19 protein-coding genes are annotated in these 22,871 nt (G+C 69.6%); 12 read left to right on the top strand and 7 right to left on the bottom strand.

What is annotated here, in order from left to right:
* Positions 1-97: 97 nt before the first annotated feature.
* Positions 98-1,135, bottom strand: coding sequence for a sulfotransferase (locus ABZ833_RS43455; RefSeq protein WP_361059068.1), 1,038 nt, complete (start codon positions 1,133-1,135; stop codon positions 98-100).
* A gap of 152 nt (positions 1,136-1,287) precedes the next feature.
* Positions 1,288-2,583, bottom strand: coding sequence for a lipase family protein (locus ABZ833_RS43450; RefSeq protein WP_361059066.1), 1,296 nt, complete (start codon positions 2,581-2,583; stop codon positions 1,288-1,290).
* A gap of 181 nt (positions 2,584-2,764) precedes the next feature.
* Here ABZ833_RS43450 and ABZ833_RS43445 point away from each other — a divergent pair, with 181 nt between their 5' ends.
* From ABZ833_RS43445 to ABZ833_RS43435, 3 genes are all read left to right on the top strand, one after another.
* Positions 2,765-3,175, top strand: coding sequence for an SRPBCC family protein (locus tag ABZ833_RS43445; protein WP_361059064.1), 411 nt, complete (start codon positions 2,765-2,767; stop codon positions 3,173-3,175).
* 109 nt (positions 3,176-3,284) lie between these two features.
* Positions 3,285-3,776 (top strand): nitroreductase family deazaflavin-dependent oxidoreductase, encoded by a 492-nt coding sequence (locus tag ABZ833_RS43440; RefSeq protein ID WP_361059062.1) that lies wholly within the window; start codon positions 3,285-3,287, stop codon positions 3,774-3,776.
* A 9-nt stretch (positions 3,777-3,785) separates the two neighbouring features.
* Positions 3,786-4,373, top strand: coding sequence for a hypothetical protein (locus tag ABZ833_RS43435; protein WP_361059060.1), 588 nt, complete (start codon positions 3,786-3,788; stop codon positions 4,371-4,373).
* Positions 4,374-4,434: 61 nt separating this feature from the next.
* On the opposite strand, the gene ABZ833_RS43430 is transcribed toward ABZ833_RS43435, so the two are convergent.
* From ABZ833_RS43430 to ABZ833_RS43420, 3 genes are all read right to left on the bottom strand, one after another.
* Positions 4,435-5,907, bottom strand: coding sequence for an FG-GAP-like repeat-containing protein (locus ABZ833_RS43430; RefSeq protein ID WP_361059058.1), 1,473 nt, complete (start codon positions 5,905-5,907; stop codon positions 4,435-4,437).
* A gap of 59 nt (positions 5,908-5,966) precedes the next feature.
* Positions 5,967-7,403 carry an FG-GAP repeat protein gene (locus tag ABZ833_RS43425; protein ID WP_361059056.1) on the bottom strand — a complete coding sequence of 479 codons (1,437 nt, stop codon included), beginning with the start codon at positions 7,401-7,403 and terminating at the stop codon, positions 5,967-5,969.
* 223 nt (positions 7,404-7,626) lie between these two features.
* Positions 7,627-8,829, bottom strand: a complete 1,203-nt coding sequence (locus ABZ833_RS43420; protein ID WP_361059054.1) for a PAS domain S-box protein — start codon at positions 8,827-8,829, stop codon at positions 7,627-7,629.
* 359 nt (positions 8,830-9,188) lie between these two features.
* On the opposite strand from ABZ833_RS43420, the gene ABZ833_RS43415 reads away from it, so the two are divergent.
* The 3 genes from ABZ833_RS43415 to ABZ833_RS43405 are packed head-to-tail and all read left to right on the top strand — an operon-like array spanning position 9,189 to position 14,034.
* Entirely contained in the window at positions 9,189-10,562 is a 1,374-nt protein-coding gene (locus ABZ833_RS43415; protein ID WP_361059052.1) for an ATP-grasp domain-containing protein, read from the top strand.
* The gene (locus ABZ833_RS43410) at positions 10,559-12,583 is read left to right on the top strand and encodes a PEP/pyruvate-binding domain-containing protein (protein WP_361059050.1); all 2,025 of its coding nucleotides are present in this window, start codon (positions 10,559-10,561) and stop codon (positions 12,581-12,583) included. The genes ABZ833_RS43415 and ABZ833_RS43410 overlap by 4 nt, the downstream gene beginning before the upstream one ends.
* 47 nt (positions 12,584-12,630) lie before the next feature.
* Positions 12,631-14,034, top strand: coding sequence for an MFS transporter (locus tag ABZ833_RS43405; protein ID WP_361059073.1), 1,404 nt, complete (start codon positions 12,631-12,633; stop codon positions 14,032-14,034).
* A gap of 95 nt (positions 14,035-14,129) precedes the next feature.
* On the opposite strand, the gene ABZ833_RS43400 is transcribed toward ABZ833_RS43405, so the two are convergent.
* Positions 14,130-14,768, bottom strand: a complete 639-nt coding sequence (locus ABZ833_RS43400) for a hypothetical protein (RefSeq protein WP_361059048.1) — start codon at positions 14,766-14,768, stop codon at positions 14,130-14,132.
* Positions 14,769-15,169: 401 nt separating this feature from the next.
* Here ABZ833_RS43400 and ABZ833_RS43395 point away from each other — a divergent pair, with 401 nt between their 5' ends.
* Positions 15,170-16,087, top strand: coding sequence for an MBL fold metallo-hydrolase (locus ABZ833_RS43395; protein ID WP_361059046.1), 918 nt, complete (start codon positions 15,170-15,172; stop codon positions 16,085-16,087).
* A gap of 264 nt (positions 16,088-16,351) precedes the next feature.
* Here the strand turns inward: ABZ833_RS43395 and ABZ833_RS43390 are convergent, their stop codons facing one another.
* On the bottom strand, positions 16,352-17,242 hold the full coding sequence (locus tag ABZ833_RS43390) for a helix-turn-helix domain-containing protein (RefSeq protein ID WP_361059045.1): 891 nt from the start codon (positions 17,240-17,242) through the stop codon (positions 16,352-16,354).
* A 147-nt stretch (positions 17,243-17,389) separates the two neighbouring features.
* Between ABZ833_RS43390 and ABZ833_RS43385 the strand changes: the two genes are divergently transcribed.
* From ABZ833_RS43385 to ABZ833_RS43365, 5 genes are all read left to right on the top strand, one after another.
* Positions 17,390-18,214, top strand: coding sequence for a helix-turn-helix domain-containing protein (locus ABZ833_RS43385; RefSeq protein WP_361059043.1), 825 nt, complete (start codon positions 17,390-17,392; stop codon positions 18,212-18,214).
* A 63-nt stretch (positions 18,215-18,277) separates the two neighbouring features.
* Complete coding sequence (locus tag ABZ833_RS43380) at positions 18,278-18,982, top strand: beta-ketoacyl-ACP reductase (RefSeq protein ID WP_361059041.1); 705 nt, start codon at positions 18,278-18,280, stop codon at positions 18,980-18,982.
* 117 nt (positions 18,983-19,099) lie between these two features.
* Positions 19,100-20,635, top strand: coding sequence for an alpha/beta fold hydrolase (locus ABZ833_RS43375; RefSeq protein WP_361059039.1), 1,536 nt, complete (start codon positions 19,100-19,102; stop codon positions 20,633-20,635).
* A gap of 346 nt (positions 20,636-20,981) precedes the next feature.
* Positions 20,982-22,400, top strand: coding sequence for a beta-propeller fold lactonase family protein (locus ABZ833_RS43370; RefSeq protein ID WP_361059037.1), 1,419 nt, complete (start codon positions 20,982-20,984; stop codon positions 22,398-22,400).
* Positions 22,401-22,609: 209 nt separating this feature from the next.
* Positions 22,610-22,798, top strand: coding sequence for a hypothetical protein (locus tag ABZ833_RS43365; protein WP_361059035.1), 189 nt, complete (start codon positions 22,610-22,612; stop codon positions 22,796-22,798).
* Positions 22,799-22,871 lie beyond the last annotated feature (73 nt).

Raw genomic sequence — 22,871 nt, 5'->3', positions numbered from 1 at the left:
GGCCCGCGAGCGCAGGCGACATCAAGGGCGCCTACACCGACGTCCAGGTCTACCCCACCCACACCACCAAGTAGACCCAAGCAATCACAGCTCGCAGTCAGCCCCGGTGACCAACGCCGCATCCGACCAGGGCCTCCGTGCCCGCAGCGCAGCTGTCCCTCAGGTCTTGCAGCTCGGCGGCCGACAACTGCTTGAGGGCTGAGCCGCGGCGGCTGTCGTCGAGCTGGGCGCACGCGCTGTCCAGCCACTGTGGGGACGGTTCGACCCCGACGAACGCGGCGAGGCGGGCGAGTTCCTCCCGAGGTGTGTCCAGCAGGCCCTCGTAGGCGAGTGTCATGCGCTGACCGGCAGGCAGGCCGTCGATGAACTGTGTTCCCTGGACGACCAGTTCGGACCACAGGTCGCCGAACCGTCGTAGGGGCAATTCCCGGTCCCGCACGAGGGCGGCATCGAAGGTGTCGCCGAGCAGGGGCGCCAAATCCGGTGGAAGTGAACGCACCTGCTCCTCCGTCAGTTCGCTGAAGCTGTCGACACCCGTCCGTTCCCTGATCTCGCGCATCAAGGTGATGGTGCGGTACCCGGGGTGGCGGCTCATGGACAGCGCGCAGTCCGGCCCGTCCCGGAAGAGGTGCACGAACTTCGCGTAGGGGAAGGCGGACAGAAGCCCCGGCGCCCAGCCCGTCGAGTATCCGGAGCGCTCCACGACGGCGGTGCGGCCGAACCGTTCGCCGAGCAACTCGAAGAGCGCCTCGTGATGGGCAGCAGCGGCACGCTCCGGCCAGCCGACGACCGCCGCACGGATGTCGTCGAGCAGGCCGTCGGGGTCGTCGGTGAGGTGGGGCAGCACCATGAGGGAGAGGGCGGGGATGCCGTCGGCCTCCGCCCGGTACCGGCCCGGACGGCGGGTGTAGAGAAACTCCGGCATCAGCACCCCGCTGCGGATCATGCTCGCGAAGTAGGGGGTGGGCCGGTACAGGGTCTCCCAGAACTCCGGGCCCGACACCTGGCCTTCGGGGAAAGCCACGTCACCGACCGAGGCAAGGTACTCGTTGAGGCTGAGCACGTCGGGGTGGGAGTTGAGGATGCGGGACAGGGCGGTGGAGCCACTGCGGCCCGTACCGATGACAAAGGTCAAGCTGCGCAAGTTCGCTCTCCGAGGGCACAGGGCGGCTGTTCCAGGGCTTTCACCACCTCAGCACACCTGAGGCCAGGGCACCAGGTGGCAGCGACGGCGCCCCTCCGCCGCCGTCCGTGGACGGCGGCGGAGGGGCGAGTGCGGCCGTGCCCTCACGTCCCGCAGTTGCCGGACGTGGGCTCGCCGGCGAAGCGCCGACCGAGCCACTCAAGTGCCGGGCCGTTGCCCTGGATTGCCGTCCCCACATGGGGCTGTCCGGGGAAGGACTTCCACTCCACGGCGTTGCCCTTCGCGCACCAGTCGGCCCGCAGCTGCTGCCCGACCGCGTAGGGGATCGTCTCGTCCGCGTCCCCGTGGTACACGAACGTCGGTGCCGAGGTCCGCTTCGTGCCGATCAACTGCTTGGCGATGGCCTTCCGCCAGTTCGGCCGCTCCAGCGGGTTGGACGTGGTGACGTCCTCGATCTTCTTGCCGCGCCCAGCCTCCAGGACCGTACCGACACACTCGCTGCGCACCACCTTGGCCAGCTTGCGGCCCTCCTTGTTGAGGTACTTGTTGAGCGCCAGGGACGGCTGGGCGGCGTTCTGGCCGACGGCGGACATCAGCAGGTACCCGGCGCTGTCGCCGCCCTCCAACGATTCGGCAACCTTGGTGAGATCGGCGGGAACGCCTCCGCTCGCTGTCCCCTTGACCTTCAGCTCGGGGGTGTAGGACGCGGCCATCTCGGCGGCCTTCGCGCTGGCTCCGCCGCCCTGGGAGTAGCCCATGATGCCCACGGGCGCGCTCGCGGAGACGCCGTACTTTGCCGCCTCCGGGTGCCGCTGGGCCGCGCGCGCCGCGTCTAGGACGGCGCTGCCCTGGGCCTTGGCGACCATGTAGGTATGGTCGCCGGGGGTGCCGAGGCCTTCGTAGTCGGTGACGGCGACGGCGTAGCCCCGGACCAGCGCGGCGTTGACGAGCGGCGCCTCGGCGGTCGTACCGCCCGGGAATCCGGCGGACGGCGCGCACTTGTCGCCGAGACCGACCGTGCCGACGGCGTAGGTGATCAGCGGACGAGGGGTGACCCTTCCGTCGTCGGGGACGATCACGGTGCCGGAGACCTTGTTGTGCCGCCCGTCGGCGGAGGTCGACCGGTAGACGATCTTCCACGCCTTGGTGGGGGTCGGAACGCCCGGGGTGTACTGGAACGAGGACGGCTCCGAGCTGATGATCTCGCCATGCTTACCCGTGCGCTTCATGGCCTGGCCCGGGTGGCGCTTGTCCTTCTCGTGCTTCGCGGCGCTGGAGGCCTTGCCGCCGGTCGGCGCCGGTAGATGGGCCGAGGGGGTCGCGCCTGGGGCGCCGCCCGCGCTCGTGCTCTGCGCGGCGGCGGATCCCGGGAGCCCGAGCACCGCCACCGCGAGGACGGCACCCGCGGCAACCGGCCGTCTGCGTAAAGCTGACATCATGCAGCTCTCCCAACTCTCCTGTGTACAAGGGGGGTTGCCCAGCACCGTACTGACCCGTCAGTAATACGGCCATAGATGTGCAGGGTCCGAGGCGAGGCCAGTATGAGGCGCCTGTCCGGTGGATCAAGCAAGTCCGATTCGTTCAAGAAGGCGGCGGCATCGGCTCACTATCCTCACGACCATGAACAGCACCGACAGAGAATCACGCCACCTCAGCGTCTCCATCGACCGCACGGTCGACGAGGTCTACGCCTTTGCGTCGGACCCGGTGAACCTGCCCGCGTGGGCCCGTGGCCTGGGAGGCTCCATCGAGCGGATCGACGGTCAATGGGTTGCGGAATCCTCCCCCATGGGAAGGGTCGTGGTGACCTTCGTGCCACGCAACGAACTGGGTGTACTCGACCACGACGTCACGCTGCCCTCCGGGGAAACCGTCTACAACCCGGTCCGTGTGATCCGTGACGGCAAAGGGAGCGAAGTCGTGTTCACCCTGCGCCGGCAGCCACAGACAAGCGACGCCGATTTCGAGCGTGACGCCGACACGGTGGCCGGTGACCTGAACCGGCTCCGAGAGCTGATGGAGCGCGCATAGATGCGAGCCGGGCAAGACATTTGCCCGGCAGTCTCGCGAGGGTGAATCCGCGCGTGCTTGTGTGGAACTGCGCAACACAGTCCGCACGCGCGACGATGGGACGAACGCGATGCCGCTTGAGGGCGAGTACGGGCCGCATCCGGTGCAGTGGGTGCGCGAACAGGTCGAGTTGTATGAGAGTTCGGGCGGCACGCAAGGGGCGACGCTGTGGGACACGGGTCTGCCCGTCGTCATCGTCACGATGCGCGGCGCGAAGAGCGGCAAGATCCGCAAGATCCCGCTGATGCGCGTGGAGCACGCGGGGCGGTACGCGGCCGTGGCCTCGAACGGCGGCTTCCCGCGGCACCCGCTCTGGTACTTCAACCTCAAGTCCGATCCGCACGTCGAGCTCCAGGACGGTTCCGTACGCCGGGACATGACGGCCCGTGAGGTCAGCGGGGACGTGAAGGCCGAGTGGTGGGAGCGCGCGGTGGCCGCGTATCCGCCGTACGACGAGTACCAGGAGAAGGCCGACCGGGTGATCCCCGTCTTCGTGCTGGAGCCCGCGTCCGCGACAGGGCCGGAGGATGCCCCACCGTCGATCGCCGAGGGCGGCGGCTAACGTGCAGGCATGGCGATGACGGGGAAGCGGCGAGTCCTGTACCGGCAAGGCAGCGGGTTCTGGCGGATGACGGCGAAGTGGGTTCTGGTCTTCGGGGTCCTGTATCTGCTGGACGGCGGGCTGCTCCGGTCGTGGGGCGACGCCCTGGTCTGGCCGATGATCGGGATCCTGCTGTGGGTGCCGTTCGGGATCGGCGTCGTCTGGTACCCGAAGAAGGACCAGCTCGTCGCACTGACGACGCGTGAACTGCGGGTGCGGCGCAAGCGGCTGCCGCTGGAGAAGGTGAACCTCCTGCACGTGGCGCGGCTGTGGCTGGAAGGGCGGTCGACGGCCGACGACCAGCCGGTGCTGGAATGGACACGGTTCGACCGGGTGGTGTGGGTGCCGCTGCGGGACGGCCGGGCGTTCGGCGTGGAGTTCCGCGACCCGGCCGCGTTCGCCAAGGTATTCGGCGCCTTCGCCGTCGCGGCGTGCGGCGGGCCGGACATCGTCCGTGCCAGGGCCGCAGCGGAGACCTACCCGGATCCGCTCCCGGTGCGGCGGCCCCGCCCCACCGACGACGGCTCCCCTCTGGACCTCCTGGACATCTTCAACTGAGAGCCGGAGACGCGCAGGGAGGGGCAGCTGTCCGGAACGCACGCGGCGAAGGCTCGCAGTCTCAGCGCCCGAGTACCTGCCCGTAGTACAGCGCCCCCCGCAGCCCGAACAGCCGGGCCGTCAGCGCCTTGGAGCCCGCCCCGGCGCCGTTCGGCAGGGTCCAGACACCGCCCGTGCTGAGGCTCTGTTCGTACTCCGCGCTGTTCTCGTTGTAGACGCCGACCGTGACATCCCCGTCGCCGTCACCGTCGTGGTCCCCGAGCGCCAGCGCCGAGCCGAACTCGTCGTTGACCTCCGGCGCCCCGGGGACCCCGGCGGAGTCCTGGTGCCAGGCCGCCGACCTGGCGGTGCCCGAGGCGTCGAGCAGACCGTTCGGGCCCGAGGTCAGCACGGTGGCCGACCCGGCGCGGTCCAGTGTCCCGATGGCCTCGCTTGGCGTGCCTGCCACAAGGTCGTCCCGGCCGTCTTCGTTGAGATCGCCCGCGGCCAGCTTGATGCCGAAGTTGTCCGCATCCTCCGCCGTGCCCGCGACCCCTGGAGTGTCCTGGCTGAAGGTGTGGTTGCGGGTGCCGAAGCCCTCGGCGCCCCCGCCTCCGTAGAACACCCGCACCTTGCCGCCCTTGGTCAGCGCGTCGGGGCCGCATGCCCCGGTGGGACGGGCGGCCTCGGCGGTGATCAGGCAGTGGCCGAGCGCCAGGTCGTCCACGCTGTCGCCGTCGAAGTCGCCCGCGGCCATGTCGTAGCCGGTGGCCGGGGACTTCCAGTACTCCTGCAGGGCCGAGCCGTTCCAGCTCCACAGGGTAGTGCGCGAGTAGTCGTTGGAGTACGAGGAGATCGCCAGGTCGGTCTTGCCGTTCCCGTCGAAGTCCCCGGCCGCCAGCCTGCCCGATGTGCCGCCGAAGCCGGTGTCGAGCAGATGCGTCAGCGGCTTGTCCTCGGTGAGCGGGCCCGGCCGCAGGGTGACCTCGCCGAACTCCCCGTGGGGCAGCCCCACCGCCACGTCCACGGCGCCGTCCTGGGTGAAGTCGCCCACGGCGAGCGAGGCTCCGGCGCCACTGCCCGCCGAGCCCTGCGCGATGGTCCTGGCCCGCTCGAAGAGACCACTCGAGGAGCCGTGCAGAACGACCACCGAGCCGTGGCCCGTCGCAGGGTCGGTGCCGACGTCCTCCCCCGGCGCCCCGACGACGACGTCGGTGAAGCCGTCGCCGTCCACGTCGGCCGTCGCGACGGAACCGCCGAACCGGTCGTTCTTCTCGCTGGTTCCGGGGACGCCCGGGCTGTCCTGGCTGACAGAGGTGGTGAAGGTGCCCGCCCCGCTCGATCCGCCGTAGAGCACGTGCAGGTAGCCGGCGGACTTCTGGCCGTCGACGTCCCCTCGATACACGCCGACCACGGTGTCCGCGTACCCGTCACCGTTGAAGTCGGGCCCCTGGACGGCCGCCGACGGCGCCGCGCCCGCCGCAGGGGCGAGCCCCGCCGACGCGAGGACGGTGACGGCGCCGAGCAGGGCGGCCGAGAGTCTCTTATTGCGCACAGGTACTCCACATCGCGGGGCGGGAAGGTCAGTTCACGTGCTGGAGGGCGGACGGATGCCTAGAACCCCAGCACCTCGCCGTACTTGATGGCCCCGTTGGGCAGCGCGAAGCCGAACGGGGTCAGCGACTTGCCCAGCGGGTACGTCTCCTCGGTGCTGCTCGGCGCGAACCAGACGCCGCCCGACCTGGGCTCACCGGCGTTCTCCCCGGGCGCGCTCACCGCGCTGTCCGGCAGCCCGTCGCGGTTGTAGTCGCCGACGGCCACCTGGGCGCCGAAGCGATCCCCGGCCTCGGCCGTGCCGGGCATGTTCGTGGTGCTCTGGCTGCGGGCCAGACCGCCGTAGAGGCCGTGCTCCGTGCCGTTCAGGGTGACGTACCCGCCCGCGTCCTTCACGGTGCCCACGTCCTCGCCGGGCACGCCGACCACCAGTTCCGGACGGTCGTCGCCGGTCAGGTCGCCCGCGCTCAGCGCGGCGCCGAAGTCGTCGCCCTCCTCGGCGGTGCCGCCGACCTCCGGGTTCGACTGGGTGAAGCACTCGCTCTCGGTGCCGAAGTCCGCGGTCTTCGAGCCCTTGAGCAGGAGCACCGCACCACCGAGCCGGTCGCTGCAATGCGTGGTCTCCGACTCGGGGTTGGGCTGTACGAGGCCGACCGCCAGGTCGTCCGTGCCGTCCCGGTCGAAGTCGGCGGCGGCCAGCGAGCTGCCGCGGTCGGCGTCGGCGTACCACTGGGCGGGCTTGGCCTGGTCGTCCCAGCGCGTGATGAAGGTGCTGGAGTCCTCCATCCCCTTCCAGGTGGCGGCGAGGTCGTCGCGGCCGTCGCCGTCGAAGTCGCCGGTGGCCAGGTCGGTGGTGGCGCCTCCCATGCCGTACTGGCGCACGGTGGTGGGGGTCACCGGGTCGGCGGTCAGCGGGCCCGGGCGGAACCGGAGCGAGCCGCGCTCCTCGCCGCTCTCGCCGTACGCGAGGTCCGTGTCGCCGTCGCCGTCGTAGTCGCCCGTGGCGATGGTGCTGCCGATCTTGCTGAACTCGCCCGAGCCCCTGGCCACGGTGGTGCCCTTGACGTTCCACCCCGAGCCGTCCAGGACGGTGATGGTGCCCTCGTCCCCGAGCTGCTCGGAGTTGAGCGTCTCGCCGCTCGCGCCGACGACGAGCTCGAAGACACCGTCGCCGTTCACGTCGACGGGTGCCACGGAGGAGCCGAAGCGGTCTCCCGCCTCGGGCGTGCCGGGTATGCCGGCCTCGGCCTGGCTGATGACGCCGGTGGACCCGCTCGGGCTCTGCGGACCGCCGTAGATCACGCTGACGTAGCCGGCCTTGGCCTTGCCGTCCACCGTGGCGTCGGGCATGCCGACCGCGATGTCCTCGTATCCGTCGCCGTTGAAGTCGAACCGCGGAGTCGTGGCAGCCGCGGCGCTCCCGGCGAGCGGCAGGGTCAGACCTGCGGCGGTGAGTGCCACTACGGCTGCGGTGGCGGTCAGGGTACGTACGCGCACGATGGAACTCCGGTACTCGAAGGGGGAAATGAGGGGAAGGGCTTCCGGGGATGTGACTCGTGAGGCGTACGAAGGGTTGTGCGAAGGTGGCAACTCGGTGAACGCGGCCTGCTTCAGCTTGAATTCCGCCCTCGGGCCCGCAGGAGTGAAGCGCCGCGCAAGCCTTGGTGCGCTGACTTCCGCACGGACCAACTCGCGCAGCCGACTTGGAGGACCCCGACGGTCAGACGGTGCTGAGCGGGTGGGCCGCCGTGGCGGAGCGCGGGGGCCAGGCTCGGGGGGCGAGGATGCCCAGGACGTAGGCGCGGGCGACCAAGGCGGGGCGGGTGGCGGCGCCCAGGGATTGCCGCAGGCGGCTCAGGTGGTAGTCGACCGTCTGCCGGGACAGCTTCAGCGAGGTGGCGATGTCGCTGTTGCTGCTGCCCTCCGCCAGGAGGGACAGGATGCGGACCTGCGCGGCGGTGAGCGACGGGTGGGCCTCGTGGGCGAGGCTCTGGTGGGTGATGACGGCCCAGACATGCCGGGCACGGGCTGCGGAATGGCCGACCGTCGTCAGGTGGAGCTGCGCGCGGCGGTGCTGCCCCTGGCTGTCGACGAGCACGGCCGATGTCTCCACTCGTCTGGTGCGGCGCGCTATCAGGCCGTTCCATCTGCGGTGCAGCCGGTCGAGTTCAGGGGTGGGGGCGAGCAGGGTGCGTGCGCGGCGGCCCACGAGGTCGGGCAGACCGAGCTGGAACAGGTCGGCGGCCGCCGCGCTCGCCTCGATCACGCGTCCGTCGGCCGAGAGCAGTGCGCAGGGCAGGCCGCTGTGGTCGCGCAGCGCCTGTAGGTTCTCCTCCGCCTCCTGCCGTTGGACCTTGGCACGGAGGTGGTCCGTGATGTCCACGTAGATTCCGGCGACGCAGGTCTGCGTGTTCTCCCGTACGGGAAAGCGGTGGCCGACCGCCTGACCGGCGCTGCCGTCCGGGCGGCGGTAGCCGAGGGTGTGGCGCACCTGCGTGCCCCGGTTGAGGATCTCCTGGTCGAGGGCGCGGAACCGGACGGCCTCGGCAGGGGCGTCGAAGTCCTCGATGCACTTGCCGGCGAGTTCCTCCGCAGTGGTGCCGTAGAGGTGCGCGTAGGCATGGTTGGCCCACAGGTAGCGTCCGTCCCGGTCGCGGATGAAGGCGGCGGCCGGGGCGCGGTCGATGAGATCGGCGAAAGCCGCGTACCGGCGCGGGGCTTCGGGGTGGGCCTGCCGGCGGTCTTCCTCGGGCTGGTGCCCCGGGGCCGCGCGTTCTTGCTGCATCCGCTCCAGGAAGCGCTGCGCCCTACCGGTGTCGGCGAAGGCACCGCCTCCGCTCTCCAGCGCCTGCCAGGGCTCGTCGACCTCCCACCAGAAGACGGGAAGGTGCTCGAGAAGTGCCTTGAGCCTGGAATCGTCCACAGCGGTCTCTCCGTCCGTATACGGCTACTTGACGCACAGTCATCACGCGAGGCGTATCCCGTCCCGGACTCACGCATGCTCGGTTCTCGGCCGAAGTGGTGGCTGCCCGCGAGGTGTCGCGAGCAGCCTGCGATCTCTCGCGGAGCGTGAGGTGGCCCAACACGGCCTGCGACTCAGGCATTTGCCTGAGGCGCGGGCGCCTCAGGTGGCGTTCGCGGGTGCCTGCCGACTGGTCCCCTTGAGTGTGCGGGTGAACACGCCCTGCAACGTACGCCCGATGATCCCTCGTGTTCTACGCGCGTCACCGATCTGTACGACACCACGCCACGTACCAACCGGATGTATGGAGACGAACCTCGATGAGCAAGGTGCTGTTAGTGCATGCCAAGGGTGGTCCGCCGCTCGGTCACGTCCTGTCCCGGGCGGCCGCGCGGGCGGAAGTGCATCTTCTGACGCTCAGCGCTCTTCCTCCCACGGCGGCGGATGCCGCCCGGACACTGTGCGCCTCGGTGGTGACACCCACCGATGCGCAGCGCTCCGACCTGGTGTCCCTGATCGTCTCGCAGGCCAGGGCCGTGGGCGCGGACGCGGTGTTCACCTTCTCCGAGTACGCGGTCGTGGCCGTCGCCGAGGCGTGCGAGGCGCTCGGCCTTGCGGGGGCGGGCAGCGCCGCCGCGCTCGCCCGTGACAAGCGCCTGATGCGGCGCACCTGGCAGGAACACGGCCTGCCGCAGCCCGAGTTCCGACCGGTCGCCACGGAGGCGGACCTGCACGAGGCGGCCGTCCAGCTGCCCTTCCCGCTGCTCCTCAAGGCGGCCTGGAGCGCGGGGTCCACCGCGCACCAGATCATCCGTTCCCCGCACGAGGTGTCCGCCGCCTGGCGTCGATCGCGCGAAGTGATGGCCGAATCCGCCCTGTTGGGGTACGCGGAGCTCCATGTCGCCGAGGCCGACGCGGACTTCGTGGTCGAACAGATCGTGACCGGTACCGCTGCGGACTGGTTCGACGAGTCCGGCTGGGGCGACTACGTCAGTGTCGAGGGGGTCGTGGCGGACGGCGTGTTCCGTCCGGTCTGCCTCAGCGGCCGGATGCCCACGGTCGAGCCGTTCACCGAGCGTGCGGGCATCACTCCCGCCCTGCTGTCCCAGGACGCCCAGGACCGGATCGTGGCCCTCGCCCGCGAGTCCGTCGACGCCCTCGGCCTGCGCGACTGTGGAACCCACACCGAGATCAAGCTCGGTGCGGACGGCAGCATGTGGCTGATCGAGACGGCCGCCCGGTTCGGCGGCGCCATGACGGTGCCGCAGGTCGAGGAGGTGTTCGGACTCGACCTGATCGGCATGCTCGTCGACCATCTCCTCGGCCGCCCGGTCGAGTGGCCCGCGCACGCTCTGACGCCGGCGCAGGCGCACGGTGCGGCGGGCTCCCTCGTCGTCCTCGCGGTCGACGGCAAGGGCGAAGCCTGGCAGGACCGCAAGGTCTGGGACTTCTCGGCGGTGGCGGCTGACGTGCCGCTCGGACGGGGCAGCGAGCTGTCGGTGGTCGCGGAGAGTTCACTCGCCGACGGCAGCGTCGTGCCGGTCTACGACCCGGCCGCGGGCGCCAACACCATGGCGGCCCTGTGCCTGCTGTCCGCCACCGACGCGCGGACGGTGCTCCGCGACTTCGAGACCCTGGTGGACGCCCTGCCCCGGGTCCTGCCCGCCGCGCAGCCCGAGGAGGTTTCCCGATGACCGCCCCCCTGTTCACCGGCTCCGCCGAGCCGGCCACGGACCGCACGGTCGTCGGCGAGAACCTCTCCCTTCCGCTCTTCCGTACCCTCTCGGGTGTCCTGGCCGGTCATCCGTACCTCAAGGTCGTCGTCGACCGCGTCGAGAACAGCTGGCACCTGCTCGACACGGCCGCGCACCCCTTCCACGTCAACTACATCGCCACCCGCGTACTGGGCATGGAGCTCGCCGCGCTGGACGCGGACCTCGACGCGTTCAACGCCTCCGTCTACATGGACCCCGGGCGCCGCTTCCTGCTCGGTGTGCTGTCCCTGCACACCGAGCAGGACACGGAGGGCCGTGAACGCGCCTTCCTCGTCCTGGAGACGACCGAAGCCGACACCATGCACGGTGAACTGCTCGCCTTCTTCTACGAGTTCGTACGATCACGCGTCGACGACCGGCTGCCCGTGCTCCTCAAGCCCGCCAACCACGGACAGGAAGAGGAGCTGGCCGCGATCAGCAAATTGCTCGTGCCACGCATCCTGAGCCACGAGCTCTTCGGCTCCAGGACCCGGACGCCGCTGAATCCCGGCGAGGCCACCGGGCGGTTGCGGTACTTCCGTACACACGAGGAGTACACGGCGGCGGAGGCCGGGCTCGGCTGGGCGGACATCGTGGCCATGCCGTGCCTGCCGGACGACGTGCCCCGGGTGGCCGGATTCCTCAACACCAGGCCGATCACGCCGCTTTCGCACACCAACGTCCTCGCTTCCGGCTGGGGCATACCCAACGCGATCGTGCGCGACCTGGAACAACTCGTCGAGAAAGACCGGCTGGACGGCGCGTGGGTGCGCTACCGGGTGCGCGAGGACGAGATCTCCCTGGAACGGCTGGACCACGATCCGGACCTGCGGGCTCCGGCCTGGCACCAGCAACGCATTCGCCTCGAACCGCCCCTGCTCGAGGACACCCCCGTCCTGGCCCTGCACCGGCTGCGCAGCACCGACCGGGACCGGTACGGCACCAAGGCGGCCAACCTCGGCGAGCTGCACCACGTACTCGACAGCCGTACGGCCGACCTGACCGCCTTCTACGGTCGGCCCCGCCCGCCGCGCGAGGACCTCTACGGGCACCTCGCGGCGCGGCTCGGCCTGCACGCGCCGTCCACGGCCGAACTGCGTGCAAGCGCAGGCGACTTCGTGGCCACCACGGTCGGCGCCCCGGAAGGTGTCGCACTCCCCTTCGCGCTCCAGCAGCATTTCCTCGCCTCCTCCCCCGCCCTCCAACAGGGCATCGGCAAGCTCAAGATGGCACTGGAACTCGACGCCACCGACGTGCTGGACTCCCTCTGCCTGCAACTCCAGCACCTGATCCGGCACGCGCCCGTCCCCGAGTCCGTCACCCGGCAGATCAGCCAGGCACTCCCCGCCGCCGCGGACTCGCGCCGGCGTCTGGTGGTGCGCTCCTCGTCCAACGCCGAGGACCTTCCGGGCTTCTCCGCGGCGGGCGTCTACGACTCCGTCACCACCGTCCACGGCACCGGCGAACTCCTGGAAGCCGTACGCCAGGTGTGGGCCTCTCTGCTGTCGCCCCGCAGCGTGCGACTGCGCCACCAGGTCGGCATCTCCCTGGACGACACCTACATGGGTGTGATCGTCCAGGAGTACGTGCCCGCCTCGCTGGGCGGTGTCCTGGTCACCTGCAACCCGACCCGCCGCGAGGACTTCCGCAACGTCTACCTCAACTGCTCCCCCGGCTCCCCGGAGCAGGTGGTCGACGGCACGGTCCTGCCCCAGCAGTACCTGTACAACACGGTGGAGGGCGGCGGCCGCACCGTCGCCCTGGGCTCCTGGGGCGAGGCTCTGTCCGCCGACACCCGCGCCCGGCTCGCCGACCTGTCCCTGACCGGGCGGCTCCTGCAGTCCCATTTCAGCGGGTCGCGCTTCGGTGGTTCAGAGGTGGACAAGCCGCTGGACATCGAGTGGCTGATGACCGAGCGGGGCGACTTCCGTCTGGTCCAGATCCGCCCGTACGCGCTGTGAGCGCGCGACGTGGTCGTCCGCACCCCGGCAGAGAGCGGGGTCATGGCCTGACGGACACCGCCCGTCGGGTCATCCGGCTCAACTACGGCTTCCAGCTGCTGTTCAACTTGCTGTGGTGGATGCCGGTGTTCTACGCCTACCAGAAAGCGGCTGGGCTCTCGGACGGGCAGATCTTCGGCATCCAGAGCATCTACTACGTGGCCTTCTGCCTGTTCGAGATCCCGACCGGGCTGATCGCCGACCGGATCGGCACCCGCAACTGCCTGCGGGCCGGGGCGGTGGTCATGACGGCGGCCAATCTGGCTCCGGTGGTCAGCGCCTCGTACACCGGCTTCCTCGTCCACTTCCTCGCCATCGCCGCGGGCCGTTCACTCACCTCGGGTGCCGCAAGCGCCTATCTGTACGACGGGCTGCAGGCCGAGAAATGCGGCGAGCACTATCTGAAGGCGGAGGGCACCGCGCGGGCCCTGGGGCTGGCGGCCAAGGTCGTGTGCTGGCCGCTGATCGGACCCCTGATGTCCGTCGCCCACGCGGCTCCGTACGTCCTCAGTGCCCTCAGCGCGGCGGGCTCCCTCGCCTGTGCCGTCGCGCTGCCCCGACTTGCCGGAGCGGACGGCGGCACGGGGAAAGCGGCCGAGCGGACGAGCGGAGGGCGCAGAGGCGGCGACTTCCTGCGGGACGCGGGCTCCGCGCTGCGCTGTGTCGCATCCTCACGGTGGCTGGCCCTGGTGATGGTGCAGGGCGTCGCGGTCTTCACGCTGTCCCGGATCTGCCAGGTCAATCTCTTCCAGCCGATCCTGCTTGACCACGGCATCGCGGAGGCCTCGCACGGTGGAGTCCTTGCCGCGATGACGGTGGCGGAGGCGGTGGCCTCGGCCCGCCCCCAGTGGCTGAGCCGTCGCCTCACACCGGTCGCCTGGGTCTCCATCCTCAGCCTCGCGCTCGCGGGCACCCTCGCGGCCATGACGCTCGGCGGACCCTGGGCCGTGGTCACGCTGCTCTGCTTGTTCGCCGCCGCGACCGGTTTCGCGTACCCGGTTCAGCGCAAGCTGGTGAACGACGCGGTGCCCGCGCACGCCCCGCGCGCCACGCTCCTCTCGGTCGAGAGCATCGTGGACCGTGCGGTGTGCGCACTGGCCGCGGTCGCCGCGGGCGCCTATCTCTCCGCCGGGCACCTGGACGCCCTGCTGTGGCACAGCGCGCTCGCGACGGCGGTGCTGCTGGGGGCCTTCCAACTGTTCCTGCGCAGCGGGATGGTGAAGCGGGACCCGATGGTCGCGGCCCCGGGAGAGCTCCCGGCCGGGGCCGAGGGTCCGGACACGACGGACGCGGACAGGCAAGTCCCGACCGCCCGCGCTGCCCCGGAGACGGGACCCGGCAGGGAGTCCCTTCACGACGCAGGCGGCACGGACCGGCTGACCGAAGGTGGACGCCGTAGGCCGCGGGGCTGACACGCAGCCGCACAGCGGGGCCGCCGCCTGCCCCGCTGACGTACGCACCCGCGAAAGGTGCGCACGTCAGCGGGCCCGATGCTCGCCAACTCCGGTCAGCGGGAACGACCGCCGAGGAACTCGATCAGCCGGACCGGGAGGAACGCGGGCCGGTGGGGCCGGGCGACCTGGTACGCCACATAGCCGAGCGACGCCGCGGCATGGACCTCCTCGGCCGTCTCCGCCTGGTAGACGACTCGGCAGCGGCCCGAGTCGGCCTTCGCGCGCTGCCAGAGGGCGGGAGCCGGTTTGCGTTCCGCTTCCGTCCGGGGAGTGAAGATCCGGTCGCCGAAGTCCTTCCAGGCGAAGGGTTCGGAGCCCCGCCACGTGGCATCGACCTCCTTCTTCAGCCTGGCGGCACGCTCGGCGTCGGTCGTGCCCCAGGAGGACGGGACGTTGGTGATCAGGCCGATTCTGATGTGGCGTTCGCGCAGGGCTCGCAGATAGGAGGCCGCGCCGGCCTGGTAGCTGGTGCCGCCGTCCTCGGCGGTGTGCACAAGGGTCTCGCCCAGGTCGAAGTACACGACGGGGCAGGCACGTTCGGCGCTCACGCGCGTGACGGAGGGCGTCGCCGTGGCCCCGCCCGCGTCCCCTGGCACAGCCACACTCGCCGTGGCGCACAGCACGGTCGACGCCAGGGCGGCACCGAGCGTGATGCTCGTCCGGACCGAGCCCTTGAAGGCGGATCTGTTCATGGCGTCGTCGCCCTTCTCCTGGCGCACCACGAGGATGCGCGAATGTCCAGTCCATGACAGGCAGCCGCCGCATCCCATGCGGCGGCTGTCAGTCCGGAAGTTCTCTCATCGCTTCGCCGGTCCACCCCGCTCTACCCGTGAACACCGCGTGCCACTCGGGTCCCGCAGCACCGCCCTTGGATCTCCACGTGATCGCGTCGGTCACGCCCGGGCGCGTGGCAGGCACAAGGGGCCGTCGAGCGAGGAGGCGCGCTCAAGAAGGGCGTCGGCCTCGTAGGCCACCTCGCGGCGTGATGTGTTCGAGGCCACAAGATGTGACGGGCGTCGTCCGCGACAATGTCTGAATGGACCTCCCTAGTCGGCTCGTTCCGATCCCGAACACTTCCGGCCTGCATGTGTGGATGCCTTACCGCAGCGGTGGTTGGGGGTACGCGAACTGCCTGTGGATCATTTCCGGCGATGAGGCCGCGCTCATCGACACCCCGTATGACGGGCCGCTCACGGATGCGATGATCCAGGCTGCCCGTCCGGTCCTGGGCGGGCGCCAGGTGTCGACGGTGGTCAACACGCATGCCAATGGCGACCACAGTTGGGGCAACCACATGTTCCCCGGCGCGAGCGTCATCTCCACGCAGTCCGGTTCCGAGCACCAGCACGAGGAGCCGACTCCTCAGGACATGCACCGCCTGCTGCACGAGACGTCGCCCGAGGATCCTTTGGGCTGGTATTTCCGCCGTCACTTCGGCGTGTTCGACTTCCTCTCAGCCCGCGAGCCCATCGCCACGAAGACGTTCAGCGGCCACCACACCTTCACGGTCGGGAAGTTGGAGGTCGAGCTCTTCGAGGTCGGGCCCGCGCATCACACGGGCGACCTGATCGTCCGTGTCGGCGATGTCGTCTGCGCAGGCGACGTCTTCTTCCCCGACGACCACCCTCCGCATTGGTCGGGTCCGATACAGAACGTCATCGACGCCAACGAAACAATCCTGGGCCTATCACCCAGGATCATCATCCCCGGTCATGGCGGGCTCAAGGGTCCCGGTGACGTGCGCGAGCACATCGACTATCTGCGCGCCGCGCAGCGCGAGATCCGACTGCGTTTCGAAGATGGTCTGACCGTTGAGGAAGCCATGGATGACATCTTCCGGCGCGGCTTCTATCCGCAGCTCGGCCTTCCTGAGCGCCTCATGATTGTGATCGCGATGGAGTACCGCCATCTGCGCGGCGAGATCCTGGGTCACAGTGTCATGGAGTTGGCGCATGGAGCCGCCCGGTGGGCCTTCAACCGTCGCACCGAACCGGGGCTTCCTGTCGCCTGACGGCATACCCCAGCAGCCCGAGAGAGTGGAGTGGGGTGCCGCCTGCCGCGTCGGGCGGCACCCCGACCGAACATGGGATGGCCGGAGGCGACCGGTTCGGTGTCCTGGGCACACACACCCGCCGGGGTTCGGCGTCCAGGAGTGACCATCCAACTCAGCGACTTGACCAGGCGCAACCTATGGACCGCCAGACTCGGCGCCCGTTTCAACCACCGAAACGCACGGCCCGTGATTCCGCTCTGCGGAAGGTCGCCAACGGGTCACTCACCCCTTGATCGCACCGCGAGGGGGGTCGGGGTTGAACACGAGCATGGTGAATCTCGCCCCCGGCGAACCGAGCGGCATGGCGGTGCACATGGTGACATCCCCTACCCGGGAGGGAGCGTGATGGATACAGCACTGGTCCAAGTACGCCTCTTCGTCCGGGCCCCCGTATGCGTGATACCGCATCTTCCGTGTGTCGCCGTTGGGGTGGACGTGTGCCACATGCCGGTCCCTGTAGAGGGGGCGGACCACCGGATCCGCGTCGACCTCCTGGTCCAACTGCTGCAGATCGGCGTTCTCCGGGTGCGCGGCCACAGCGGTCCGCAGCTGGGCGGTGAGCGGTATCGCCCACTGGGTCTCCCAGTTGACCATCTGATGCTCCCTGACGTCCTCCCGCAGCAGCATGTAGCGCATGAGGTTCCTCTCGGGGAGTACCGGCTCGGCTCCGTGAGGGCGGGGGAACATGCGAAGGAAGTCTTCGTTGCAGGCAAGGACGTTCCAGGCGACGTCGTTGACGTAGCACGGTTGGCCCGCCATGGCCTCCACCGCCACCTTCCACGCCGGGTGGACGTTCGTGCCGGCCAGCGGATCCTGCGGGTGGGGTGGCTCGTGACCGACCGAATAGACGTAGAGCGCGATCCTCTCCCGCTCCTTCAGCTGCAGGACGTTGGAGACTCGGTCGAGGAACTCAGGTGTGGGGGACGGCATTTCGCCGCGTTCGAGCTGCGCGTAGGTCCGCTCGGACACGTAGAGGAGCTGTCCGACCTGGGCCTGCGAGAGACCCGGGGAACGGCGGCCACGACCGGTGCGGGGAGGCCAGCCCAGACTTGAGGGATCCACCTGTTTCCGCTTCCACTGCAGCAGTTGCCGCAACGCTGCCTTGTTGTCCACCGTTCACCCTCTCCTGCGCTGAGCGCCGTCCACGCCCGACCCATATACCGGAAGAACGCTTTCCTGAAATTCACTGACAGGAAAAAGCTGGTCCTGGTGGTGCCCATGGGGCGGTAGCGACAATGGGCGTTCGGATCTGCTCGTGCAGTGGAAGACGCGGCGATCCTCAACTGCCAGGGGGAATGCGCGTTGTTGCAGACGACTGCCGTCAGACCGTCGGAGGGCAATGGCGTTTCCGTGGCGCGCACCCTCGCGGTGCTGCGCGCGCTGCAGCAACTCGGCGACGGCGCCCATCCGCTGTCCTCCATCGCCGCCCGGGCGGGTTTGCCCGCCCCCACCGCCTATCGCTACGTCCAAGCGCTGGTCGGCGAGGGAGCCCTGGAGCGGCGAGGGCCGCGCGGCCACTACTCCCTTGCAGAGGCACCGCATTTGTTCTCCGGCTCCTTCTCAGATTCGTCTGGTCCACCGATGAGCACGGGTTCGGCTACGGTTCGCGCCGAGCTGATCACACTACAGTCACGCACCGGCCAAATCGCTCTGGCCTACGCGCCGCTGTTGATCGGGAAGCCGATGCGTATTCGCGCAGAGCAGGCTCTCGGCGCACACGCACAGCAGCTTCAGGCCACCCCGCATGCGTCACTTCAGGCCTTGTGGCGTGCTCCGCTCGACACAGACCCTCCGGGGTGGGCCATCCTGGCCTGCCTCGGGGACATCACCGCGGCGCGGCCTCAGCTCGCCCGCATCCGCCAGGACGGATACGCCGTGGGCCCATCTCCCCTGCTCGGCAGGGACGCGATCGCGGCACCGGTCTGGCGGGGCTCGACCGTGGCCGGTGCGGTCAGCCTTCTCGCCGCACACAGCCAGATGCGCAGTCCCACGGTCCGCAACCGCTTGGCGGGGGCCGTGATGGATTCGGCAGCGATCATCAGCAGGCAGTTGACTTGCTCCGTCATGCCCGGATCTATCCTTTGACCTGCATCGACTCACCATCTCTGCAGCACTTTCAGAAGCAGCACTTCCAGAAGGGGATCCCCCATGTCCCGCTCCGTCCTGATCACCGGCGGCAACCGCGGCATCGGCCTGGCCACTGCCCGCGCTCTGCACGCGGCAGGCGACCGAGTTGCCGTCACCTACCGCACCGGTGAACCCCCTGAGGGACTGTTCGCCATCCGGTGCGATGTCACCGACACCGCCCAGGTACAGGCCGCCTTCAAAGAGGTGGAGAACGAACACGGTGCGGTGGAAGTACTGGTGTGCAGCGCCGGCATCACCAAGGACCAACTGCTCATGCGCATGAGCGAGGACGACTTCACGTCCGTCCTCGACACGAATCTCACCGGCGTGTTCCGCGTGGTGAAGCAAGCGAGCAAGGCAATGCTGCGGGCCAGGTCCGGGCGCGTCGTGCTGGTCTCCTCAGCCGTCGCTCTGCGCGGTGAGAGCGGTCAGGCCAACTACGCCGCGTCCAAGGCCGGTCTTGTGGGCTTCGCCCGTTCCATGGCCCGCGAACTCGGCTCCCGCAACATCACCTTCAACGTCGTCGCACCCGGCCTCACCGAGACGCAGATGATCGAGAGCCTCACGGATGAGCAACGGGAGAGCCTCGTCCGGCAGATACCCCTGGGCCGGCTGGCTCGCCCCGAGGAGATCGCCGCGACCATCGCCTTTCTCGCGTCCCCCGATGCCAGTTACATCACCGGAGCTGTCGTACCCGTGGACGGTGGTGGAGGCATGGGGCACTGACGGTATCCGCGGGGCCGAGGCTCCCCGTGCCACCGCCTCGCGGTAGGGCTATCCCTAGGCACGAATCGGGGGGTGGCCGCAGCGAAAGCGGGCGACGGCGCGCCTAGCGTGCGGTACATGCAGATGACCAGAAGTGGGCAAGCAGCCGTTGCCGGTGTCGTGATGCTGGCTGTGGCAGCGGGAACGTCCGCCGCCACGGCCTCAGTTGCAGCCAAGGAGCCGTCGGGGCTCGGGCAATATCTCACCCAGGACGTCGACTGGCACGACTGCACCCTGGGGCCCGACGACACCACCGGCCGCAAGCTCGACGCCGCGGGCGCCCAGTGCGCCGACCTCACCGTGCCGCTCGACTACACCGACCCTGGCGGCCGAACCCTCACCGTCGCCATCTCCCGGGTACGCGCCGCCGATCCGGCACACCGGGTCGGCCCACTACTGCTCAACAACGGAGGCCCTGGCGGGCCAAGTCTCGACATGCCACTCACGGTCGGCGCGGCCATGGGGAAGGTGGCGAAGAAGTACGACCTCATCGGCGTGGACCCGCGCTTCGTCGGCCGCTCCACGCCGCTGGACTGCGGCTGGGACGTCGGTTCCACCGTCTTCTCGGCCGGTGAAGGTCGGGCGGGGTTCAAGCACTCGGTCGCCCGTCAGCGCGACCTGGCCGAGCGATGCCGGGAGACGAACGGAGATGTGCTGCCCCATGTCAGCACGCGCAACACCGCCCGGGACATGGACGTCGTCCGAGCCGCGCTGGGCGCACAGCGGATCTCCTACCTCGGCTACTCGTACGGCACCTACCTCGGTCAGGTCTACACCGAGCTGTTCCCCGGCCGCACCGACCGCATGGTGCTGGACGGTGTCATCGACCCCGCCCGGTACACCCAGACGCTGCTCGCCGACTCCACTGAAGCCAACGAGCGGGCGCTGCACGCCTGGGCGGCCTGGACCGCAGCCCGGCACGACACCTACGCCCTGGGCCGCACCGCCGACGCCGTGCTGACCACCGTGCGCGGCATCCAGCGGGCCGCGGCCGAGAAGCCTCTACGGGTCGGCGACTTCCGGGTCGACGAACACTTCGTTCCCCTCGTCTATTTCAGCGGCCTGGGCAGCGATCTCGACAAGCCTCGGGCCGAGCTGGCCACCGCGACCCGAACCCTCGCGCGTGCCGCCGACGGTCAGCACGTCGAGCCCGGAGCGGGGTTGTCCGAGCTTCTGGCAGCCATGACCACCAAGGCCGGTTCTCAGCAGGGCAGCGTGCAGGCCGCCATCCTGTGCGGAGATGTCGCGACGCAGCGCGGGACCGAGACCTACTGGCGTGACATCCAGGCCGGCCGCAAGAAGCATCCCTTCGCCGCCCCGCTCTCGTACAACATCACGGCATGCGAATTCTGGGACGGTCCGGCGGAGGCTCCGACCGTGGTCGACAACGACGTGCCGGCCCTGTTGGTCAATGCCACGGGCGACACCCGTACCACCTACTCCGGCGCGCGCCAGGTGCGCGAACGGTGGTCCCGTTCTCGCCTGGTGACCCTGCCCGGGGCCAACCAGCACGGGATCTACGGCGATTACGGCAGCACGTGCGCGGACGCACAGGTCAACGCCTATCTGGCAGACGGCCGACTGCCCGTGCGCGACGTGTCCTGCCCGGCCTAGGCGCTGTTTCCCGGGGCAGGTTCGGCCACGCCGACGACGTGGCGTCAAGACGCCGGGCGGTCAGCTTTTGACTGAATGCGGACGACTGTGAGGTTCCGCTCCGAGGCCGGTGAGGGAGCGGGATGATTCTCATGACTTCGCCGGCCTCCGACTCTGCCGGTGTTCGCGCGGGGTAAGGCTGTTGCGGCCCTGTTCTTGCCGCGGTGGTGCGCGATGTACGGGGCCCCGGCGCTCGGTGGTTGAGTGGACCGCTGGTGGGTGGGGCCTGCGCCACCGCACCGCTGCCGGTTCCCGGGGTCCTTCGGATCTGCCGTCAGGGTGCGGAACCGATGAAGGGGGAAGTCCCTTGATTTCTGCACTCTCCAGACCCCGCCGCACCCAGTCCCGCCGGCGGCGCCGCCTGACCTCGCTTGCTGCCGCCGGCGCGCTGGCGCTGACGGGCGTGGCGGCGCTCACCGAGCCCGCTCATGCCGATGCCGGCCCGAAGGCGTACGTCTCCAATTTCGGTGGCGACGCCGTCTCGGTGATCGACACGAGCACCAACACCATCACCGGCAGCATCAGCGTCGGCAGCAATCCCACCGGTGTGGCGGTCAACCCGGCTGACACGCAGGCGTACGTCACCAACTTCGACGACGGCACCGTCTCGGCGTTCGACACCGGGACCGACGCGGTCACCGCGACCATCCCCGTCGGCAGCAACCCCCTCACCGTGGCGTTCACCCCGTCCGGGACCCGCGCGTACGTCACGAACCTCTCCGACTCCACCGTCTCGGTCATCGACACCGCGACCAACACGGTCAGCGCCACCGTCCCGGTCGGAGCCGGACCGAACGGGACGGCGGTGAACCCGTCGGGCACCACCGCCTACGTGACGAACAACGGAGACGACACGGTCTCGGTCATCAACACAGCGGCCAATACCGTCAGCGCCACCGTCCCGGTCGGGGACGGGCCCTCCGGAGTGGCGGTCAGCCCGTCCGGGACCAACGCGTACGTCACCAACAACGACGGGACCACGGTCTCGGTCATCGACACCGCGACCAACACCGTCAGCGCCACCGTCCCGGTCGGAGCCGGACCGAACGGCGTCGCGTTCAGCCCCTCCGGCACTCGGGCCTACGTCACCAGCACCGGCAGCGACGACGTGAAGGTGATCAACACGGCGACCAGTACCGTGACGGCGACCGTCCCGGTCGGCGACAGCCCGGCCAAGATCGAGGTGAACCCGTCCGGCACGGCCGTCTACGCCACCAACCGAGCTGACGACACCGTCTCGGTGATCGACACCGCGACCAACGCCGTCACCGCCACCATCAGCGGGTTCAACAGCCCTTACGGCATCGCCTTCGTTCCCGCGCCGCCAACGGCGCAGGAGGCGGACATCGACGTGGACCTCACCGCCAAGCCGAACCTTGGCCTCCTGGTGCCTTACCTGAGTTACACCCTCACCGCGCACAACACCGGTCCCGACGCCGTCACTTCCGCGACCCTGACCGCCGCGCTCCCGCCGGGTGCCTCCGCCACGAACCTCTCCGCCGGATGCACCGTCGCCGCCTCCACGGTGACCTGCACCTACGGAGCCATCGCCGACAACGCGAGCGTGAACAAGACCTTCCGCGTCCCGCTGCACCTGCTGACCCTCGGCAAGGTCAAGGTCACCGGCCTGCGCACCGCCTCCGCACCCACCGACACCAACCCCGCCAACGACAGCGCGGCCGTCACCTGCACCGCTGTCTCCGTCATCCTCGTCACCTGCCCCTGATGCCGCACACGCGGTGATCCCGCGCCGCCCACCACCGCTGCCCTCCACCAGCCACAAACCCACGGAGGGCAGCGGCACGACGACCACCTCGTGGGACCGCAAGACGCAACCCGTGCAGGCGTGATCAGTGGTGAGCGGGGCACTCGTCGACGATCGGCGCAGCCACCGGAACCGCCGGTAGCGCGCCGTTCATCGGCAGGAGAAGACAGATGCTGGCATTCGCGGCGGCCGTGCTGTTCGTCATCGCCTTCATCATTCACGCGACCGAGACGTCGACCGAAGCCGTCTTCAGCCCGACGAGTCTTATGCTGGTCGGCCTCGCCCTGCTCGCTCTGCACTCGGGCGGCATGGGGTCGGGGTGGTCCGCACGCGGACGGGGACACGGGCGCCGGCGCTGAGCGTCACTGGGGAGCGCATTTTGACAGGGCCTTGACATATTGGGGGGCGGTCGCCAGGATGCAAAGCGCTCGC

The sequence above is a fragment of the Streptomyces sp. NPDC047525 genome (genome assembly GCF_040643025.1).
Taxonomy (GTDB): domain Bacteria; phylum Actinomycetota; class Actinomycetes; order Streptomycetales; family Streptomycetaceae; genus Streptomyces; species Streptomyces durmitorensis.
The sequence above is the reverse complement of the archived record's forward strand: the minus strand, read 5'-3'. Positions and strand labels throughout refer to the sequence as shown.

Bases quoted from the DNA above. Each gene is read 5' to 3' on its own strand.
- ABZ833_RS43450 (WP_361059066.1), bottom strand. From the start codon at position 2,583: ATGATGTCAGCTTTACGCAGACGGCCGGTTGCCGCGGGTGCCGTCCTC.
- ABZ833_RS43445 (WP_361059064.1), top strand. From the start codon at position 2,765: ATGAACAGCACCGACAGAGAATCACGCCACCTCAGCGTCTCCATCGAC.
- ABZ833_RS43440 (WP_361059062.1), top strand. From the start codon at position 3,285: ATGCCGCTTGAGGGCGAGTACGGGCCGCATCCGGTGCAGTGGGTGCGC.
- ABZ833_RS43435 (WP_361059060.1), top strand. From the start codon at position 3,786: ATGGCGATGACGGGGAAGCGGCGAGTCCTGTACCGGCAAGGCAGCGGG.
- ABZ833_RS43415 (WP_361059052.1), top strand. From the start codon at position 9,189: ATGAGCAAGGTGCTGTTAGTGCATGCCAAGGGTGGTCCGCCGCTCGGT.
- ABZ833_RS43410 (WP_361059050.1), top strand. From the start codon at position 10,559: ATGACCGCCCCCCTGTTCACCGGCTCCGCCGAGCCGGCCACGGACCGC.
- ABZ833_RS43400 (WP_361059048.1), bottom strand. From the start codon at position 14,768: ATGAACAGATCCGCCTTCAAGGGCTCGGTCCGGACGAGCATCACGCTC.
- ABZ833_RS43395 (WP_361059046.1), top strand. From the start codon at position 15,170: ATGCCTTACCGCAGCGGTGGTTGGGGGTACGCGAACTGCCTGTGGATC.
- ABZ833_RS43380 (WP_361059041.1), top strand. From the start codon at position 18,278: ATGTCCCGCTCCGTCCTGATCACCGGCGGCAACCGCGGCATCGGCCTG.
- ABZ833_RS43375 (WP_361059039.1), top strand. From the start codon at position 19,100: ATGCAGATGACCAGAAGTGGGCAAGCAGCCGTTGCCGGTGTCGTGATG.
- ABZ833_RS43365 (WP_361059035.1), top strand. From the start codon at position 22,610: ATGCTGGCATTCGCGGCGGCCGTGCTGTTCGTCATCGCCTTCATCATT.